This window comes from Pseudomonadota bacterium, from assembly GCA_016711215.1.
GTDB lineage: Bacteria > Myxococcota_A > Polyangia.
In genome coordinates this window covers 1,296,383-1,314,582 of the sequence record JADJTL010000001.1, presented here as the reverse complement: position 1 = coordinate 1,314,582, position 18,200 = coordinate 1,296,383, and the positions used below count along the sequence as shown (strand labels likewise).

Genomic DNA, 18,200 nt, shown 5'->3' with positions numbered 1-18,200 from the left:
CGTGCTAAGGCCAGCGCCGATGAGCGCCTCCCCTGCCCCACCCACCCGCGCCGGTACCGTCGCGATTTGCGGTCGACCCAACGTCGGCAAGTCGACGCTGCTCAACGCCGTCGTCGGTGTAAAGCTGGCCATCGTCAGTCCGCAGCCGCAGACGACACGCAATCGCATTCTCGCGGTGAAGACGAGCGGGGACGCCCAGCTCGTCCTCGTCGACACCCCCGGCATCCACCGGCGGCGCGCCGGGCTCAACCGCTTCATGGTGCGTGAGGCGCTGGCCAGTCTAGACGGCGTCGACTGCGTGCTGCTGGTGACCGAGATCGACCCTCGCCTGGGCAAGGATGGCGCTCGCGAGCCCGAGCGACGCGTGCCTGAGCCCACCGCGGCTGCCGAGGCCCTGTTGCATCCGGAGGATCGCTACGTCCTGGCGACGATTCGCGCGCATGTCCAGCGCGCCCCGCTGGTGCTCGCTATCAACAAGATCGATCAGCTCGCCGATCGGCGCGCGCTGCTGCCCATGATCGAGGGCTGGCGGCAACTCGGCATCCACGCGATCGTGCCGATCTCTGCGCTGCAGCAGGACGGTGTCGATGGGCTCGTCGCCGAGCTGGCGGCGGCGCTCCCTGAGGGGCCGCACCTCTACCCCGAGGATATGCTGACGGATCGCGCCGAGCGCTTTCTCGCCGCCGAGTTCATTCGCGAGCGGGTGCTGCGCCATACGCGCCAGGAGGTCCCTCACGCGACGGCGGTAGAGATTGAGCGCTTCGACGAGCGCCGCGATCGCGGCGATGTCGTGATCGCGGCGCGAATCTATGTCGAGCGCGTCGGGCAACGAGCGATCTTGATCGGCGCCGGCGGGCAGCAGATCAAGCGGATCGGCAGCGAGGCGCGGCAGGAGATCGCCAATCTGCTCGGTTGCCCCGTGCACCTCAAGCTCGAGGTGGCGGTCGCTGATGATTGGACCCATAGCGCCAGTGGGCGCCAGCGCTTCGGCTACGAGTGATCGATGCTGCCCACCCTCGCGATTATCGGCCGCCCCAACGTTGGCAAGTCGACGCTCTTCAATCGGTTGATCGGTCGGCGACGGGCGCTGGTGGCCGATGAGCCGGGTCTGACCCGCGATCGCCACTACGCGACGGCTTCCTTCGACGACCGCGAGCTGCTGCTCGTCGACACGGGGGGCTTCGAGGACCAGGGCACCTCGGGCATCGAGTCCGCGGTGCGGTTGCAGACCCAGATCGCGATCGATGAGGCCGACTTGGTGCTGCTCGTGACCGACGCGCGCGCGGGGCTGACGAGCACCGACCAGGAGCTGATCGCGCGCCTGCGCCGCGCGGCGAAGCCCACGCTCCACGTCGCCAACAAGGTCGATGGACCGCAGCTCGAGGCCGCGGCCGCCGAGCTTTATCGCTTCGGTGTCACCGACGTGCATGCGGTCTCGGCGGAACATGGCCGTGGCCTCGACGAGCTGGTGACCGCGATCGTGGCGCGGCTGCCCCCGCCGCCCGCTCGCCCGGTCGGTGAGGCGGTGGACGCGGGTGAAGCGGGTGAAGCGGGCGCCCAGCGTGTCATTCGTCTGGCGCTCGTCGGTCGCCCCAATGCAGGCAAGTCGGCGCTGCTCAACCGCCTGGCGGGGAGCGAGCGCGCGATTGTCTGCGATGAGCCCGGCACGACCCGGGACCCGGTCGATGTTGAGCTGGAGACGAGCGCGGGGCGCTTCGTCGTGGTCGACACCGCCGGCATTCGCCGCAAGCGTCGCGTTGCACCGGCGATGGAGCAGATCGCGGTTCTGCGGGCTCAGCGGTGCATTCACGAGGCCGACGTCGCTTGCCTCCTCATCGACGCGAGTGAGGAGCTTTCGGCCCAGGACGTCAAGATTGCGAACCTCGTGCTGGAGGCTGGCCGCGGCCTGGTCCTGGTCTTCTCGAAGAGCGACCTGGTCGGCAATCCGCAGCAGGAGCGGCGCCGACTGGCGCGCCTCGTCAGCGACCAGCTGCGCTTCGCCGAGAGCGCGCCGCAGCTCCTGCTCTCCGCCCAAACGGGTGCCGGCGTCGCGCGCTTGCTGCCGGCCGTCAGGGCCGTCGACGCCGCTTGCGCCCAGCGTGTCGGCACTGGGGAGCTGAATCGCCTCTTGGCCGAGCTGGTGGAACAGCATCATCCGCCGGCGCACCAGGGCCGGCCAATCAAGCTCTTCTACGCCACGCAAGCGACCGTGCGTCCGCCGACCTTCATCGTTACCGCTAGCCTCCCTCAGGCGGTTCCGGAGAGCTACCGCCGCTATCTGGTCAACCGCCTGCGCGAGCGCTACGGCTTCGCCGGGGCCCCGCTGCGGATCTTCGTGCGCGGTCGGCGGCGGGATAGCGGCGCCTGAGCGATCCCCGCCGGGCGCCGGCGTGCGAGGGCTCGAGCGCCCTCCAGCGCGCAGCTCAGTCGCTGGAAGCTCAGCGGCCGCTGCTCAGACCTCGGGCGTGAGGGCCGCGCGCTTGCGGGCGCGCAAGGCGGTCAGTCGCTCGAGCGCGTCTTGTTGCTGCTCCGGGGTGGCGTCGGGACCGATCCCCGCGGCTATCTGATCGAGCTCGTCCAGCTCCTGCTGGGTCTGCTCGCGCAGCGCCACGTACATCTCCTTGAAGGCGGCCCAGAAACCGCGTAGCTGGTCGCGTCGCCGCAGATCATGCACGGCGGGGAGCTGGCCATCGCGCACCGCGCCGAAGGCCAGCTTCATCTTGTGCAGCGGGCCGGCCACCTTATGCGTGAAGACGATCCCATAGCCGGCGAGCGCGACCGCCAGCACCACGCTGAAGCCGACCAGCGCGATCAGCCGCCGCCGATCCTGTCGGGCGAGATCCTGATGGATCTGGCGCGCGCCCTGCTCGTCGAGGCTGCTCAGCACCTGGACCTCCACGATCTGCGACGCCTGGCGCATCTCGCCGTACCAGAAGTAGCCCAGCCCGGCGCTCAACGCGCCGCTGACCAGCACGACGATCAGCGAGTAGCCGAGCTGCAAGCGACGATCGAGCAGGTAATTCCGGATCAGTCGGCGATGCCGTGTCGTGGCCATAGATCTTCCTCCCACGCTCCGCAGCGTCGTCCCCGCGTCAGCGTGGCGCCCGCAGGTAGGCTTGGACGAGGTGATCGCGCGCCCCCTCGGCGGCGCCATCGAGCAGCTCGGCAAAGAGCTCATCGGCGTGCGCTCGATCGAAGCCGCGCGCCGGAACCGACATCGTGGCGCCCCCGCTGTAGGAGGCCTTCATGCTATTTCCGGGATATGTGGTCAACGATACCCGAATCTCACAGGAAAGCAGAATCTCGCTCCCCGACGCGCGCTGCGAGAGGGACTCGATCGAACCGTCGATCACGTAGCTGACGGCGCCGTGTTGTTTCAGGCGTCGTGCCGACGGCAGCCGGTCGCGCTGGCCGGCCGCGACGCCCGGTGCTTGGGCGAAGCGTCGCAGCAACGCCTCGGCCAGCCGCTCCGAGAGCTGCGCCCCGCCGGCTGCGGGACGCTTGGCGACCGTGCCGACGGCGATGAAGATCCGCGCGTCGGCCGGCAAGGCGGGGCCGTCCTCGAGCAGCGCGAGCGCCTGGCTCACCTGCTTCCGCACGAAGGGACTGCGTGTTCGCTCGCGCAGCGCGCGCAGCGGCGCGTCCGCCCTGCGGTCGCCGATTTGGCCGAGCGCCGCCGCCGCGGCGCCCTGGACGTTCTGATCGGCGTCGCGCAGCGCCGCACTGAGCGCCGGTACCGCGCGGCTGCCGCCGAGCGTCCCGAGCGTGACGGCGACCTGCAGGCGCACCTTGTAGCTGGCCGCCGTGGTGAGCAGGTGCGCGAGCGCGTCGATACGGTCGGCTCGGGCGACGCCGGCCGCCGAGAGCAGCAGCAGCGCGATGAGCGCCGCGACGGGCGCATGCCTCTTCAGCTCTCGATTGGGCACAGCAGAGGTCACGATCTAGTCACGCCATCACCAGCGGCAGAGCGCTCGTTGCGCAGGAGCCCCGCAGGTCAGCCTATCGTCCGTATGTCATCCGTCGGTATATCGTCCGTCCGTATATCGTCGAAAGGGCCCTGCCCTTAAGTCGGCGGCCGGAGCGCGTGGCGATGCTGCCGCGCAAGGTCGATGTAGTCCGCCGCGGACTGCCGCAACCCGCTGACCTCGTCCGGCCGGAGCGGACGTACGACGCGGGCGGGATTGCCCAAGAGCAGCGAACCAGGCGGATACGACTTACCCGGAGGCAAGAGCGATCCGGCGCCGACCAAGCTATCAGCGCCGACCTCGACGCCGTCGAGCACCACGGCGCCCATCCCGATCAGGACGCGGTCGGCGATCCGGCAGCCGTGGAGGATCGCCCCGTGTCCCACAGTCACCCAATCGCCGATCATGGTCGGCGCGACGTCGCGTGTGACGTGGACGACGCAGTTGTCTTGGATATTCGTACCGCGCCCGACGTGAATGGAGTGCACGTCGCCGCGCAAGACGGTTCCGTACCAGATATTGCTTTGCGGGCCGAGCGTAACGTCGCCGAGCACCAGCGCGCTCTCGGCGACGAAGACCTCGGTGCCGAGCGACGGTGCCTTCCCGGAAAATTCCCTTATCATCACAGTCCCATGCGAGCGCCGTCGTCGTGAAATTGCGATGGCAATTGCGATCGCAACCGCGCTGGCACGGCGGTCTCTCGGCGCATCCTAGAACTGATTCTTGGCCGGGCGTCAAGCCGAACCCAGAGGCGCCTGCCCTTAGCGCTCGGGGATGTCGAGAGGGCTGTCCGCGACGAGGTAGGATAACCTCGCACTTTGTAGTTTATTTGCCCCCATTATCCTACTGAGCGACCATTGGCCAACACTTCGTCACGACACCATCGAGGAGACGCACCCCATGCCCCACACCGATCGGCGCCACTCTCTGCGCCTGGACGCGTTCTCGCTCGTGCGAGTCGAGACCGAGGAGCACGGGGATTGCCACTTCGTCGCGCGCAACGTCTCCGAGGGCGGCATCTTCCTCGAAACGCGTGATCCGCTGCCCCTGGGCAGCGCGCTACGCATTTGGTTCACCAGCCCGGACAGCCGCACGCGGGTCTGCGCCCGCGGCGAGGTCAAGAACCACTACCACCTGCATTTCGCGCAGCAACGGCAGCCACGCTCGCTGACGGGGATGGGGGTGCGCTTCACCGGCTTCGAGGATCCGCTGGCCTCGATCGGCGCGCTTGTCCCGCGCCGCCGTGATGCGCTAGGACACTGACTCATCGCTGATTCGGGGTGCGGCCCGTGCGCGTCGTCCTCGCCCTGCTCGTGGGCATCATCACGATCGTTGCCTTCGGTCGGCCGTCGCTGGCACGACAAGGCGAGGTTAGCGCCGAGCCGGCGCCGGCGGCAGCCCTCCGGCTGCTGCGGCGTTTGCGGCGGCAGCTCGCCTCCGAGGCCCGCGGACCCGCGCGCGTCGCGATCGCTGCCGAGGTATTGCGGGTCGCCCGTGACGCCGACGACCTCGGGCTGGTCGTGCGTGAGCTGAAGCGCGCGGCACCCTCGACCTCGGCCGCCAACTTCAAGGCCGTGCTGCGCGCCATCGGGGCCGCCGTGCCGGATGCAGGCGGGCGTTTCCCGGCGATCGAGGTCTCTGCCAGGCGTCCCGACTGGCTCCGATCGCTGCTGCAGCGTCCTGCCCTTGGCCCCGACCGGTCCAACCTCCGCTCGGCGGCGACCGAGGCGGCCTACTTGATCGCGATCGCTCGTGGCCTCGCCGCCCGCCGGCGATCCGCGGCCGCCGAGGCCTTGCTGATCTTCGCCTACCGCCACGCCGGCGCCTTTCGCGACGAGTGCGGAGCGCTGCTGCGGGCGATGGGCGACGCCGCCGTACCAGCCCTCGTGCGCGCGGGGCAGCTACGCCACCCCTTGGCCTACCGCATGGCGCGCTATGCCGACTACCAGCTCGACCGCCTGAACCGCCTGCGCCCGGACCTCGCCCTGCAGGTGGACGCGCCGCGCCTTCGCGCGGAGCTGCTTCGAGCCTATGGCGTCGTGCGCCATCCAGCGGCGGTCGGTGAGGTTCTCCGGGCGACGGCGGCGACGCATCCTGCTGTGCGCAGGGCGGCTCGCTGGGCGGTGCTACGCTACCTCGGCACCGCGGCGGCGGCCGCCGCGCCGGCACGGCGACACCTGCGGCTGCCGGGCGGGCAGACGAGCGCCGACGAACGGGACCTCTACCTCGACCCGGGCGAGCTGATGCTGCGCGCGGTCGCTGCGCGCAGCGCGGCGCTCGACCCGAGCGGCGCGCGGAGGCCCAGCGCTGACCCGCAGCAGCGAGCCCAAGCGCTTTTCGCCGCGCAGGATCGGCGCCGCCGCCGCTGGCGCGAAACCCGGCAGCGCCGCGCGGCGCGCGCGCTCGCGGCCGGCCGGCCGCTCGTCGCCGAGGCGGAGCTCGACAGGCTCGTCGCCGGCGACGGACCCGCTGAGAGCGCGACCGATCAGCAGGCGATCGGGCGGCTGCGCGCCGCCGTGGCCTGGGCGCTGCTTGCTGGTGGGAAGCCAGCCGCCGCCGTCGCGGCGAGCACCTTGGCGTTCCACTCGCTTCCGCGCGACGACGCCGCGGGGCGCGCCGAGCTCGCGGCCCTGCGCCTGGCAGCGGAGGCGGGGCGCGACGGTCCCTTCGGCGCGCTGAGCGCCTGGCGCTGGAATCAGGCGCTGGAGCGCGCCCCAGCCGCGGCGCGGCTGAGGCTGAGCGCGATTAGGCCCACCGCGCTGCGGCGCTTGGGGGTGCTCTTCGCGCTGATCGCCGGGGCCGTCCCCTTGCTGCTGCTGGCCGCGCGTTCCCTCCGCCGCGCAGCGCGGCCAAGCGCCTGGCGCGCGACCCGCAGCGCCGTCTCGGTCGTGCGCGGATGATCAGCGCGGCCGCGTCCCCCGGGACGGTCGCGGCGAGCGGTCGGCTCGTGGCGCTCGAGGGCATCGACGGAAGCGGTACCACGACCCAAACCCGCCTGCTGGTCGACGCGCTCGCGCGCCGCAGCGGGCCGCAGCGCCGCGCTGCCGGTACCTGCGAGCCATCGCGCGGTCCGCTGGGTCGGCTGCTGCGGGAGGCCCTCACCGCGCGACCGTCGTTGGACCCTGGCGCAATGGCGCTCGTCTTCGCGGCCGACCGCCTCGACCACTGGACGCGCGAGATCGCCCCGCTCTTGCGAGAGGGCGTTGACGTCGTCACGGATCGCTATGTGTACTCGTCGCTGGCCTATCAGAGCGTGTTCCTGCCGGAGAGCTGGGTCTTCGCGATCAACGCGCGTGCGCCGGAGCCGTGTCTGACGATCTATCTGCAGCTCGACTCAACGCTCGCAGCGCAGCGACGCCAACGACGCGGTGGCGTCGTCGAGCTCTACGAGACCGAGGCGATCCAGAGCGCGGTGGCTGCGCGCTACGACGCGCTGCTGGGGCCCAGCGCGGCGCTGGCGACCTGGCAGCGCGGCGGCGACGGGCGCTGGCGTCGCTGCGGCAGCCCGCGTAGCCAGCACGGTCGGGTCGGCGACATCGCCCTGATCGATGCGTCGCGGTCGGCGGCCGCAGTCCAGGGCGAAATAGCTGAGCTGGTCGCTGCGGCCCTGCGCGAGCCGCGCAGCGCCGGCGCGTGAGCCAGCGCCCGCGTGGCGCGGAGCGTTGACGCGCGCGGGGCGGAACCTTGCCTCGCGGCGCGCAGGCGGGCTACGATCTGCAGCCAGTCATCGCGTGGAGGCGACCATGATTCCCTATGAAGAGCTTTGCCGCGCGCTCGAGCGCTTCAACCAACACGGCGCCGCCGCGGGCGCGCCCGATCGCGGTGGCCCGGCGGCCTCCGCCGCGGAGACCACCGCCGCGCCGCGCGCGCGAGATCTGGGCGACGAGGTCGACCTCGACCAGGACGCCGGCGTGGATATCAGCAGCTTCGACGACGACGGTCGCCTCGGCGACACGCTCTAGCGTCACCTGCGCTCGCCTGTGGTTGGTCTGCGGCGCGCGGCGCGCGATTGACACTGTGCCGACGCCCCCGCGATACTCGGCGCCGTGCAGTTCATCGGCTTCTCCCAAGCGGACTTCGACACCTACCGGCCCGAGAAGTGGGCGAGCAACGTCTTCAATCGCCAGCGGCTAGAGGTTAAAGAGAAGCTGGAGGCGCTGGCGCGCGGCCTCGCTCCGCGGCTCCACGTCGGTGACGGCGCCCCGCTGGCCTTCGAACTCAGCGCAGAGCATCCGGCGCTTTGGAATCATCACCGCGTCGCGCGCCAGCAGCTCTACCTCGCGCGCGATACGGAGGCGCGTCGCGAACTCGACGGGCTCCTGACCCGCAAGCGCAGCATGGCCTCGCTGATCGGTGATCCATCGCCGCTGCGTCAGCACGTCTTCCTCTGCGTCGCGATCGATCAGGCGGCCGTGGAGGTCGCCTTGCGCTTGCACGCCGACGCGACCGTCGACAGCGGTAACCTCGTGCGCAAGAGCCACGACTTCTTCCAGCGCGAGCGGCTGCTGGCGGCGCTGCACGGGCTTTCCAATGCGTTCTCGATCGAGTTGGACGGCGGGCCGCCGCAGGATCCCGCGGCTCTCGACGACGCTGGCTTGCAGACCTTGCTCGCCGGGCTCGCGCAGGCGCAGGACTGGTTCGTGATTCGCTGCACGATCGACCGCGACGACGCCGTTGCGGCTGGTGCGGCCTTCGCTGATCGCATCGGCGCCTTACTCGACCGCTTGCTCCCGGTGCTGCACTACGGCGCCTGGCGCCGAGACAATGATTTCGTCTCGGTGCGCGAGGCGCTGCGGGACCATCAGCACGAGACCAAGACGCGTGGCCTCGTCAAGGGCGATCGGGTGCGCGTGACGCGCGGCCCCTTCGCCGGCAAGCTCGGGGTGGTCCAGGCCACCGACACCAAGGGCAGCCTCAAGGTCCTGCTGGGGTCGGTGGCGGTCAGGCTCAGCGGCGAAGACGCCGTCAAGCACTGAGAGCCCGTCAAGCACTGAAAGGAAGGCACTGCGAGGAAGGCACTGCGAGGATCTGATCGCGCGCAGCGCTTTGATCCCGACGCTCGCCGGGCCTGTCGCCCTGTCGAGGCTGCCGCGCCAGCGGGCTTCGCCCAGCCCCCCTCGAATCAGCGCAGCACGAGCCAGACGATCGTCGCGAGCGCGGCGACGGCCAGCACCACCCCGATGGCGATGCCGATCTTGCGGCCCTGGTTGAACTCGCCGACCAGATCCTCGACCTCCATGCGGGCGCCCGGGACGGATCCGCTGGGCACGACCGCCGGCCGTTGCATCATCTGCGTCTTGCCGGTGCGCAGCGAGAGCCGCTGGGCTGCCTCGTCGCTGAGATCAGCGGCGTCGGTGTACTTCTCGGCGAGCTCCTGTGCGTCCGGCGGGATGGCCTCCGCGGCGGCGCCCTGTTCTGCCAGCGCCGACTCGACCTCCCCGCGGAAGAACCACATCGTCTCGCGAAAGGCCCCAGGGCCGCCGGCTGCGGGCGCGGCGGTGGCGGCGGCTGCAGGTCCCGCAGGCGCAGGTCCTGCTACAGGCCCACCGCTGGCACCGCTGGCGGATGGCCGTTCCGCCGGAACCTGAGCCCGCTGCGCGGGCTGCTTCTGGTCGAGATCGTCGGGGATCGTCGCCTCAGCCTCGGCCGCGCGCGAGGGGAAGGCGCTTCGGCCCTGGGCTGCGCCGCTCGTCGGCGGCTGGGTGGCGTAGGTGCCTGCGACCGCCGAGGTGATGGCTGCGTTGCTGCCGAGCAGCGATCCCTCGCTGGTCATCCCCTCGCCGGTCCGTTGCGAGGGGAACGCCGCGCTGCGCGGCGCCTCTGGAGCCGCCGCGCGCGTCGCGGGCGGTCGCGTCGGCACCATGGTTGGCTGGCGGGCGACTGACCACTCGGACGAGGGTGGGCGTGCGCCGCCACTCAGCGCCGTGACGCCATGGACAGGGGTGGTTATCGGCTGCGGTCGCGCCGGTGGCGGCACCTCACCCGACGCCGCCGGGCTGACGATCGCCTCGAGCTCGCGCAGGAGCTGGCGCAGCGTCAGGTGCCGGCGACTCGGCGATTTATCCATCGCCTTGGCGATCAGCGCGTCGACCCTGTCCGCCAACGCGAGGTCGGGCCGACGCTGCACCAGGGTCGGCGGGGCATCGTCCTGATGCTGACGCAGGACGCTCGCGGAATCCCCGACGAAGGGCGGATTGCCGGCGAGCATGAAGTGCAGGAGCGCGCCCAGACTATAGATGTTCGAACGCTGATCGACCGGTCGAGCGGTGGCCTGCTCCGGGCTGAGGAACGCCGCCGTGCCATGAATCTCGCCCTTGATCGGCGCCGCAACGCTGCAGCAGAGGAGTCGCGTTGATCCATCGGAGAGCAGCCAAACGTTCTCAGGCGCCAAGTCCCGATGAACGACGCCGACCTTTTGCACAGCGGCCAACCCCTCGGCGACCTCCCCGGCGATGTGTGCCGCGCGCTGCAGACTGAGTGGCCCCTTGGCCACCTCGTCTGCCAGCGTCGATCCTTTCAAGGGCTCGATGGCGATGAAGAAGCCCTGGTCGGCATCGCGGCCGTGGTCGATCACCCGCAGCAACTGCGGGCTGGCCGCCTTCTGCAGCTGACGCAGCTCGCGACGGGCCCGCTCGAGCTCGATCGTCGAAGCGATCGCAGCGGGATCGACCAGCAAGAGCGTCACCGTTTCGCCAGCGGCCGAATCGCTCGCCGCGCGCAGCTCGCCGACGGGCAGACGTCCCAGGGTCGCCCCGAGGCGGTACCTCCCGGCCAACAGTGGCGCCGATTCTGCGCCCGCGGCGCCCGGCGTCGCCGCACGCTCGGGCGTGGTCGCAGCGCGCTCGCTGGCTGGTGGCCCGGCGGCGGGCTGTGGCATCGCGCCCGTGTGAAGCACGCCATCGGCCACATAGCCGAAGAGGGTGGCCTTCTCCGGGGCGGGCGCCTTGCGCTCGCGGAGACTGGCGCCGCAGAAGCCGCAGAAGACGGCCTCCGTCGGGTTATGATTCTGGCACTTGAGGCAAGCGTTGGTACGCGGATTCGATGCACCGCTCATCGGGAGTCCTCTCGCTGGCTCGGTTGCGGTTGCAGTCTACACCAACTGGCGCCCCCGCAATGCCTCCTCGTTGCGCCCCGCGTGCGGGCCCGTTGCGCGGTCGCAGGCGAGCGCCAAGCGGGAGGCCCGATCGTCATTTGCCGTCATTTGACAGCGGCCAAGGGATCCGTTAAGAGTGCTCCGCCCTGGAGATTGTGATGGCTTCAAACACAAAGATTGTCGAGGAGCGTCGGCGCATGCGTCGGCGCAAGGCGGGTCGCAAGCGCAAGGCGATTACCGCACGCAAGAGCACGCTGAGCTATGCCGAGTTCTTCGCGGCGCTGGGCGAGCCCGGCCAGCCGGCCCCGACGGCGCCCGTCGGGGGCTAGCGCGCGCTACCCCCCGGCCCGTCGTGATAGGGCCCCTCGCGCTTCGCTGCACGACCGAAGACTGCATGCACGACCGCTGCATGCACGACCGCTGCATGCACGACCGCGCCTACATGGCTTCCGCCGCGCGCCTGCAGCAGCTACCCCGCCGCCTGCACCCGTAGACCTTTATGCACCCGTAGACCTGCCTGCGCCTGTAGGGCGGCTAGAGCCGGTCGACCGAGTATACGCCCTTGATCTTCTTGATCGCGCGCATCACCTGCTTGAGGTGGTCGAGGTGCGCGACCTGAACGTGGAAGGTGTTGATCGCCCGGCCCGTCGCGGTGACGCGGCAGTTGGCTTGGGCGATGTTGACCCCTTGCTCCGAGAAGGCGTGGGTCATCTCGGCGAGCAGCCCGGGCTTGTCGTTGGCGTGGACGTTGATCTTGACCGCATGCTCGACGTTGGCCGCGCTATCCCAGGCCACCTCGATGCGTCGTTCGGGGTCGAGATCGAGGGCCTTCGAGCAATCGAGCTTATGCACCGTCACGCCGCGGCCGCGCGTGATGAAGCCCATGATCGCGTCGCCCGGTAGCGGATGGCAGCACTGGGCGAAGCGGACCAGGACGTCGTCCTCTCCCTGAACGCGAATCCCGCTCGGCGCCGGGCGGCGGCGCGCCTTGCGGAAGATGCTGATCAGCCGGTTCGCGGCCGGCTCCGGCGCCTCCTCGACCACCGTCTCCGGCAGCAGGGTGCGCACCACCTGCAGCGGCGTCACCTTGCCAAAGCCGACCTGCATCAGCAGCTCTTCGGCGCGCTGGCCGGCGTGCAGGCCGACCGCTGCCTTGTCGAGCTGTCCGTCCTTCTCGAGCTTGGTAAGCGAGTGCCCCTGCGCGCGAAAGGCGCGCTCGAGCAGCTCCCAGCCGAGCGCGCGCCCGCGCTCGCGCCGTTCACGTCGAATGTAGTGGCGGATCTTTGCACGCGCCCGTGCGGTCGCGCAGAACTTGAGCCAGTCCTTGCTGGGCTTTTGCTTCGGATTCGTGACGATCTCGACCGTGTCGCCGTTGCGCAGCCGGTAGCGCAAGGGGACGATGTGGCCGTTGACCTTGGCTCCCGTGCAATGCAGGCCGACCTCGGTGTGGATCGCGAAGGCGAAGTCGATCGGCGTCGCCCCTGCCGGCAGCGCCTTGACGTCGCCGCGCGGGGTGAAGACATAGACCTCGTCGCTGAAGAGATCGATCTTCACCGCGTCGATGAACTCCGCCGGATCGTGGAGATCGCGCTGGAACTCGACGAGCTGTCGCAGCCAGGCGAACTTCTGCTGATCCTCGCTCGAGAGCACGCTGGCGCCTTCCTTGTAGACCCAATGTGCGGCGATGCCCTCCTCCGCCACCCGCTGCATCTCGGTGGTCCGGATCTGCACCTCGAGCCGCTCGCCGCGCGGACCAATCAACGAGGTGTGCAGCGATTGGTACTGGTTGGGCTTCGGCATCGCGACGTAGTCTTTGAAGCGCCCTGGGATCGGCGTGAAGTGCTCATGCACCGCGCCGAGGGCGGCGTAACAGTCGCGGATGCTGTGCGTCACGACGCGAAAGGCGACGACGTCATGGATGTCGTTGAGCGTGCGCTGAGTGCGACGCATCTTGGCGTAGATGCCCCAGAGGTTCTTGGCGCGCCCGCTGACGTCGCACGCCAGGTCGTTGTCGTTCATCAGCTGGCGCAGCAGTCCCTCGACCTGCGCGATATACGCGCGCCGCTCCTCGGCTGACGCCGCCAGCGCATCGATCAGCGCGCGGTACTCGTTCGGGTAGAGGTAGCGAAAGGCCAGGTCCTCGAGCTCCGCGCGCAGCCAGTAGATGCCCAGCCGATTCGCAAGGGGCGCGTAGATCTCGAGGGTCTCGCGGGCGGTGCGCTCCTGCCGCTCCTCGGAGACATGACCGAGCGTCCGCATATTGTCAGTGCGATCAGCGAGCTTGATCAGGATGACGCGGATATCCTCGGCCATCGCGACGAGCATCTTGCGAAAATTCTCAGCCTGGCGCTCCTCGCGGGTATTCCAGGGCAGTCGTCCGAGCTTGGTCACACCATCGACGAGGGCAGCGATCGCCGGCGAGAACTCGGCCGCGACCTGCTCGACCGTCATCTCCGTGTCTTCGACGCAGTCGTGGAGCAGTCCGGCGCAGAGGCTCGGCACGTCGAGCTTGAGGTCAGCGATCACCGCGGTGACGCCGAGCGGGTGCACGAGGTAGGGCTCGCCCGACTTGCGCCGCTGACCAGCGTGGGCCCGGGCCGCTGCAACGAAGGCGCGCTCGAGCAAGGCGACGTCGGCGTTCGCGTTGTAGTGTAGGACCTTGTTGATGATCTCGTCGACGCGCGGCCGCAGCGACGCCTCCTCGAACGCCTCGGCGGCGAGTGCGTCGGTCGGAGGCGCGGCGACTGCTGGAGGATCGGCTTTCATTGGTGTTCGGGGCCGACCCGGCGTTCATGCGTCGCCCTGCGGTCGCGGCCCGGAGCAAGTCTATGGCGCGAGGCGCTGCGGAGCAATATGGTCAGCTGGCGCCCGGCGGCTCGAGTTGCGCGACGAGGGTTCGCGCGAAGGGCGCGCGGCGCAGCTGAGCGCAGCGCGCCGCGACATAGACGGCGCGCAGCTCCTGGTAAGCACAATCGACGTCGTCGTTGATCACCAGGAAGTCGTAGCTCGTGAAGCAGCTCAGCTCTGATCCGGCGCGCGCGAGCCGGCGGGCGACGATATCGGGCTGGTCGGTGCCGCGGCCGCGCAGCCGTCCTTCCAGCTCGCCGAGGCTCGGCGGCAGGACGAAGACCAGGACGGTATCGATCGGAAACGCCGCGCGCAGCGCCCGGGCACCCTGCCAATCGACGTCGAAGAGCACGTCTCGCCCGCCCGCGACCGCCAACCCGAGCGGCTCGCGATCCGTGCCATAGCGCTCGCCATGGACCTCCGCCCACTCGGCGAAGCGTCCCGCGGCGACCATGGCTTGGAACTTCTCCGGTGAGACGAAATGGTAGTCGTGACCCGCGTGTTCACCACTGCGCGGCGGGCGCGTCGTGTACGAGACCGAGAACGCCAGCGCCGGAAACTCCTGCTGCAGGCGGCGACAGAGCGTGGTCTTCCCCGCGCCCGAGGGCGAGGATACGACCAAGAGCAAACCCCGATCAGTCGTCACCACGCTTCACCCCGCCTGGATCGAAGGCAGCCGCCACGCGCAGCAGGAGGCACCGCTTCCGCGCCGACACCGATGTGACCTGTTCGACACTCGTGACCTATTCGACATTCTGCGCCTGCTCACGCATCTTCTCCAGCCAGGACTTGGCGTCCAGCACGAGCACCCCGAGCTCCGCAGAGGTCGCCTTCGTGGCCAGCGTATTCAGCTCGCGATGCACCTCTTGGAGCAGGAACTCGAGGCGCCGGCCGATCGGCTCAGCGGCCCCGAGCACCGCCTCGAGCTGGTCAAAGTGGCTCTCCAGCCGCGCCAGCTCCTCGCTGACGTCCGCGCGCTCGGCGAGGATCGCGACCTCTTGCGCCAAGCGCTGCGGGTCCACGGGGCTCGCGGCGAGCTGGGCCAAGCGTCCAGCGAGCAACCGCTGTCGGCGCGAGGGCTCCTCGGCGGCGAGCGGCGCCATCTTTGCGGCCAGCGTGCGCAGTCGAACGAGCTGTTGCCGCAGCTCCGTGGCGAGCGCCGCCCCCTCGCGGGCGCGCATCACCAGCAGCTGGTCGAGCGCCGCGCCGAGGGCGTGGCGGAGGCCCTTGGCGTCGCTGCCCTCCCAAAGCGCCGCACTCTCCGGTCGGCTCGCGCCGAGCGTGAAGATCCCCGCAACGGGTCCAAGCAGCGTCGCGGCGCAGGCGCGATCACCGCCGCAAAGCTCAGCGAGCTCGTCGAGCGCCGCGGCGGCGCGCAGCGCCAGCGCGTGGTCGAGCCGCGACGCCCCGCCGCCAGCCGGAGCCTGGTCATCCCACAGCGCCAGGTCGACGCGCCCTCGCGCGAGGCGTTCACGTACTGCAGCGGAAATACGGGTTTCGAGCTCGCCATCGAACCAGGGCAAGCGCACCTTGAGGTCGAGAAAACGGCTGTTGAGCGAGCGCAGCTCGACACGGTAGGCGGCGCCCCCAACGCCGAACGTGGCGCGACCAAAACCCGTCATCGACTGCATCCGGATCTCCCTGCCGCGCGCTCGTTCCGCTTCTACTGCAAGCCCACGCGGACTGTCAAAGCAGCGGAAAGCCCCAGCGGAAAGTTGACCGAGGGCGGCCGCGGCAATACTGTACATCCATTCACCACCTCACATCTGTACAGGTCATGACATGACGGCAGTCCCCCTGCGCGACCCCTCAGCTCAACCCACAGCGATCACGCCCCTGGTCGAACGCTGGCTGAGCGGCCCACACCAGCGCCACATCGTCGCGCACCGGCTCCTTGCCGCCGAGCGCGCGCGCAGCGAGCCGCTTCCAGGCGGGCTCGACCCGCGGCTGCGGCGCGCCCTCGAGGCGCAGGGCATCGCTACGCTCTATCGCCATCAGGCAGCCGTCTACGCGGCCTTGCAGCGGCGCGAGGATCTCGTCGTCGCCACCCCGACAGCCTCGGGCAAGACGCTCTGCTACAACCTGCCCGTCTTCGACGCGCTGCTCGCCGACCCGACCGCCCGCGCGCTCTACCTCTTTCCGACCAAGGCGTTGGCGCGCGACCAGATCGAGACCGCGCGCGCGCTCGCTCGTGGGCTCGAGCTGCCGCTCGGGATCGCGGTCTATGATGGTGATACGCCGCCAGGCGAACGCCGCAGCGCACGCCGGGCGCGTATCCTCGCCACGAACCCGGAGATGCTCCATGCCGGCATCCTGCCGCACCATCCGCTCTGGGCCGAGTTCCTCGCCGGGCTGCGCTTCGTCGTCGTCGACGAGGTGCACAGCTACCGCGGGATCTTTGGCAGCCACCTCGCCAACGTGCTGCGCCGACTACGGCGCGTCGCCACTTTTCATGGCGCGAGCCCGCGTCTCGTCGCGACGAGCGCAACGATCGCCAACCCCGCTGAGCTGGCGACGCAGCTCTGGAGCTCCCCCGTGCAGTGCGTCGCGGACCACGGCGCGCCGCGCGGGGATCGCCACTTCCTGCTCTACAACCCGCCCGCCATCGATCCCGGCCTGGGCTTGCGTGCGAGTTGCCTCAAGACCGCCTGCGGGCTGACACGCGAGCTCGTGGCGCAGGGCGTCAGCACACTGCTCTTCTGCCGCAGCCGGCGCTCGGTGGAGGTGGCGGTGCACTACCTGCGCGAGACCCTCCGCGCTGACCAGACGCGCGCCGAGCGCCTCGCCGCTCCAGCGCCCTCGCTGCAGGCGATGCTGGCAGGCGCGGCCTCCGCGTCCGCCGCTGCTGCCGAGGGTCGCGACTCGACTGACCTGGCGGCAACCTCGCGCGTGCGTGGCTACCGTGGGGGCTACCTCCCGGAGCGGCGTCGAGCGGTCGAGCGTGCGATGCGCGCCGGCGAAACCGACGTCGTGGTGGCAACCTCGGCGCTCGAGCTCGGCATCGACATCGGCAGCTTCGACGCGATCGTGATGGCCGGCTGGCCTGGGAGCCGGGCAGCCGCCTGGCAGCGCGCCGGGCGCGCGGGGCGTCAGCAGCGCCCGAGCCTCGCCCTGCTGGTCCTCGGCAGCGATCCGCTCGACCAATTCGTCGCCAGCGAACCCGAGTACCTCTTCGGTCAGGGCGCGGAGCATGCGTGCACCGACCCCGACAACGTCGCCGTGCTCGTTCCGCACCTCAAGTGCGCTGCCTACGAGCTCCCCTTCACCCAGCGCGAGGCCTATGGTTCGCTCGCTCCGAGCGAGGCGCAGGCCGCGTTGGCCACGCTGGCCGACGCGGGGCTGCTGCACCGCGGCCGCGAGAGCTATCACTACGTCGGAGCCGAGTTCCCTGCCAACGACGTCGCGCTGCGCGGTCCGCTCGAGGAGAACTTCCTCGTCGTCGAGCGCGCGCGGGCAGAGGTCCTCGCCGAGGTCGACTACCGAGATGCGCCGCAGGTCCTGCATGACCACGCGATCCATCAAATCGAGGGCCGGCAGTACGAGGTCCTTGAACTCAATCATGAGCAGCGCAAGGCCTATGTCCGCGCGGTCGACGTCGACTACTTCACCGATGCGATGACCCAGCGCCGCCTCCGCGTGCTGGAGCGGCTGCAGCAGCGCGGGCCCCTGGCTCAGGGCGAGGTGCACCTCGTCGAGCGCGTCGTCGGCTTCAAGAAGATCAAGCTCCATAGCCACGAGAACATCGGCTACGGCGAGGTCACCCAGCCCGATCGCGAGCTGCACACCAGCGCCTTCTGGTTGACGATCGATCCCGCGTTGGTCGCGCCCCTGGGCTGTGGGTCGGCGGCGCTGGCCGCTGCGGCGCTGGCCTATGCCTACTGCCTGCGCACCGCAGCGGTCGTCCTGCTGATGAGTGACCGGCACGATCTCGGTTACGCCGTGGCCCAGGCGCATGAGGGCTGGTTCGCCGGTGTCGATCAGCGTGCGGCGCACCCGCTCGCCGCTGGCGCCCTCGCCGCCCCCCTTGCCCTCTTCCTCTACGACGCCTACGCCGGCGGTACGGGCTTGAGCGAGCGCCTCTTCGAGTGCGCCGCCGATCTGCTCCAGCGCACGGCCCGCCAACTGGCCCGTTGTGCCTGCCACGCGGGCTGCCCAGCCTGCGTCGGACCGGGGCGTAGCGCGACCATCAAGGGCGACGCGGCGCGGCTCTCGACGCTCTTGCAGTCGAGCCTCGTCGCTGCTTCGACCGGCCTGCGCGCGGTCGCTCAGGCCTCCTGAGATCCGCTGGGCTTGGA

Annotated in this window: 16 protein-coding genes; 9 read left to right on the top strand and 7 right to left on the bottom strand. The window is 70.1% G+C overall.

Going from position 1 to position 18,200, the window contains the following annotated elements; all coding sequences use genetic code 11:
- Positions 1-19 precede the first annotated feature (19 nt).
- A complete protein-coding gene (gene era / locus IPL40_05140) occupies positions 20-1,000 on the top strand; it encodes a GTPase Era (protein MBK8480541.1) in 981 nt (326 codons plus the stop codon).
- A gap of 3 nt (positions 1,001-1,003) precedes the next feature.
- Positions 1,004-2,368 (top strand): ribosome biogenesis GTPase Der, encoded by a 1,365-nt coding sequence (gene der / locus IPL40_05135; protein ID MBK8480540.1) that lies wholly within the window; start codon positions 1,004-1,006, stop codon positions 2,366-2,368.
- Between the two features lie 84 nt (positions 2,369-2,452).
- Here der and IPL40_05130 read toward each other — a convergent pair whose 3' ends face one another.
- The 3 genes from IPL40_05130 to IPL40_05120 all read right to left on the bottom strand — a co-directional run bounded on the left by IPL40_05130 (position 2,453) and on the right by IPL40_05120 (position 4,588).
- The gene (locus IPL40_05130; GenBank protein ID MBK8480539.1) at positions 2,453-3,055 is read right to left on the bottom strand and encodes a hypothetical protein; all 603 of its coding nucleotides are present in this window, start codon (positions 3,053-3,055) and stop codon (positions 2,453-2,455) included.
- 37 nt (positions 3,056-3,092) lie between these two features.
- A complete protein-coding gene (locus tag IPL40_05125; protein ID MBK8480538.1) occupies positions 3,093-3,938 on the bottom strand; it encodes a HEAT repeat domain-containing protein in 846 nt (281 codons plus the stop codon).
- Between the two features lie 125 nt (positions 3,939-4,063).
- Positions 4,064-4,588 carry a gamma carbonic anhydrase family protein gene (locus IPL40_05120; GenBank protein ID MBK8480537.1) on the bottom strand — a complete coding sequence of 175 codons (525 nt, stop codon included), beginning with the start codon at positions 4,586-4,588 and terminating at the stop codon, positions 4,064-4,066.
- Between the two features lie 277 nt (positions 4,589-4,865).
- On the opposite strand from IPL40_05120, the gene IPL40_05115 reads away from it, so the two are divergent.
- The 5 genes from IPL40_05115 to IPL40_05095 all read left to right on the top strand — a co-directional run bounded on the left by IPL40_05115 (position 4,866) and on the right by IPL40_05095 (position 8,941).
- Positions 4,866-5,228 (top strand): PilZ domain-containing protein, encoded by a 363-nt coding sequence (locus IPL40_05115; GenBank protein ID MBK8480536.1) that lies wholly within the window; start codon positions 4,866-4,868, stop codon positions 5,226-5,228.
- 26 nt (positions 5,229-5,254) lie between these two features.
- A complete protein-coding gene (locus IPL40_05110) occupies positions 5,255-6,865 on the top strand; it encodes a hypothetical protein (GenBank protein ID MBK8480535.1) in 1,611 nt (536 codons plus the stop codon).
- Complete coding sequence (gene tmk, locus IPL40_05105; protein MBK8480534.1) at positions 6,862-7,602, top strand: dTMP kinase; 741 nt, start codon at positions 6,862-6,864, stop codon at positions 7,600-7,602. The genes IPL40_05110 and tmk overlap by 4 nt, the downstream gene beginning before the upstream one ends.
- 106 nt (positions 7,603-7,708) lie before the next feature.
- Positions 7,709-7,927, top strand: coding sequence for a hypothetical protein (locus IPL40_05100; GenBank protein ID MBK8480533.1), 219 nt, complete (start codon positions 7,709-7,711; stop codon positions 7,925-7,927).
- A 375-nt stretch (positions 7,928-8,302) separates the two neighbouring features.
- Entirely contained in the window at positions 8,303-8,941 is a 639-nt protein-coding gene (locus IPL40_05095) for a KOW motif-containing protein (protein ID MBK8480532.1), read from the top strand.
- 146 nt (positions 8,942-9,087) lie between these two features.
- Here the strand turns inward: IPL40_05095 and IPL40_05090 are convergent, their stop codons facing one another.
- On the bottom strand, positions 9,088-11,019 hold the full coding sequence (locus IPL40_05090) for a protein kinase (protein MBK8480531.1): 1,932 nt from the start codon (positions 11,017-11,019) through the stop codon (positions 9,088-9,090).
- A 197-nt stretch (positions 11,020-11,216) separates the two neighbouring features.
- Here IPL40_05090 and IPL40_05085 point away from each other — a divergent pair, with 197 nt between their 5' ends.
- Positions 11,217-11,387 (top strand): hypothetical protein, encoded by a 171-nt coding sequence (locus tag IPL40_05085; protein ID MBK8480530.1) that lies wholly within the window; start codon positions 11,217-11,219, stop codon positions 11,385-11,387.
- A gap of 205 nt (positions 11,388-11,592) precedes the next feature.
- On the opposite strand, the gene IPL40_05080 is transcribed toward IPL40_05085, so the two are convergent.
- The 3 genes from IPL40_05080 to IPL40_05070 all read right to left on the bottom strand — a co-directional run bounded on the left by IPL40_05080 (position 11,593) and on the right by IPL40_05070 (position 15,536).
- Complete coding sequence (locus tag IPL40_05080; GenBank protein MBK8480529.1) at positions 11,593-13,824, bottom strand: bifunctional (p)ppGpp synthetase/guanosine-3',5'-bis(diphosphate) 3'-pyrophosphohydrolase; 2,232 nt, start codon at positions 13,822-13,824, stop codon at positions 11,593-11,595.
- A gap of 91 nt (positions 13,825-13,915) precedes the next feature.
- The gene (gene gmk, locus IPL40_05075) at positions 13,916-14,554 is read right to left on the bottom strand and encodes a guanylate kinase (GenBank protein ID MBK8480528.1); all 639 of its coding nucleotides are present in this window, start codon (positions 14,552-14,554) and stop codon (positions 13,916-13,918) included.
- Positions 14,555-14,648: 94 nt separating this feature from the next.
- Positions 14,649-15,536, bottom strand: a complete 888-nt coding sequence (locus IPL40_05070; protein ID MBK8480527.1) for a YicC family protein — start codon at positions 15,534-15,536, stop codon at positions 14,649-14,651.
- Between the two features lie 151 nt (positions 15,537-15,687).
- Here IPL40_05070 and IPL40_05065 point away from each other — a divergent pair, with 151 nt between their 5' ends.
- Positions 15,688-18,183, top strand: coding sequence for a DEAD/DEAH box helicase (locus IPL40_05065; protein MBK8480526.1), 2,496 nt, complete (start codon positions 15,688-15,690; stop codon positions 18,181-18,183).
- The last annotated feature ends 17 nt before the right edge of the window (positions 18,184-18,200 follow it).

Bases quoted from the DNA above. Each gene is read 5' to 3' on its own strand.
- era (MBK8480541.1), top strand. From the start codon at position 20: ATGAGCGCCTCCCCTGCCCCACCCACCCGCGCCGGTACCGTCGCGATT.
- der (MBK8480540.1), top strand. From the start codon at position 1,004: ATGCTGCCCACCCTCGCGATTATCGGCCGCCCCAACGTTGGCAAGTCG.
- IPL40_05130 (MBK8480539.1), bottom strand. From the start codon at position 3,055: ATGGCCACGACACGGCATCGCCGACTGATCCGGAATTACCTGCTCGAT.
- IPL40_05120 (MBK8480537.1), bottom strand. From the start codon at position 4,588: ATGATAAGGGAATTTTCCGGGAAGGCACCGTCGCTCGGCACCGAGGTC.
- IPL40_05115 (MBK8480536.1), top strand. From the start codon at position 4,866: ATGCCCCACACCGATCGGCGCCACTCTCTGCGCCTGGACGCGTTCTCG.
- tmk (MBK8480534.1), top strand. From the start codon at position 6,862: ATGATCAGCGCGGCCGCGTCCCCCGGGACGGTCGCGGCGAGCGGTCGG.
- IPL40_05100 (MBK8480533.1), top strand. From the start codon at position 7,709: ATGATTCCCTATGAAGAGCTTTGCCGCGCGCTCGAGCGCTTCAACCAA.
- IPL40_05095 (MBK8480532.1), top strand. From the start codon at position 8,303: ATGGCCTCGCTGATCGGTGATCCATCGCCGCTGCGTCAGCACGTCTTC.
- IPL40_05090 (MBK8480531.1), bottom strand. From the start codon at position 11,019: ATGAGCGGTGCATCGAATCCGCGTACCAACGCTTGCCTCAAGTGCCAG.
- IPL40_05085 (MBK8480530.1), top strand. From the start codon at position 11,217: ATGGCTTCAAACACAAAGATTGTCGAGGAGCGTCGGCGCATGCGTCGG.
- IPL40_05080 (MBK8480529.1), bottom strand. From the start codon at position 13,824: ATGAAAGCCGATCCTCCAGCAGTCGCCGCGCCTCCGACCGACGCACTC.
- IPL40_05070 (MBK8480527.1), bottom strand. From the start codon at position 15,536: ATGCAGTCGATGACGGGTTTTGGTCGCGCCACGTTCGGCGTTGGGGGC.
- IPL40_05065 (MBK8480526.1), top strand. From the start codon at position 15,688: ATGACGGCAGTCCCCCTGCGCGACCCCTCAGCTCAACCCACAGCGATC.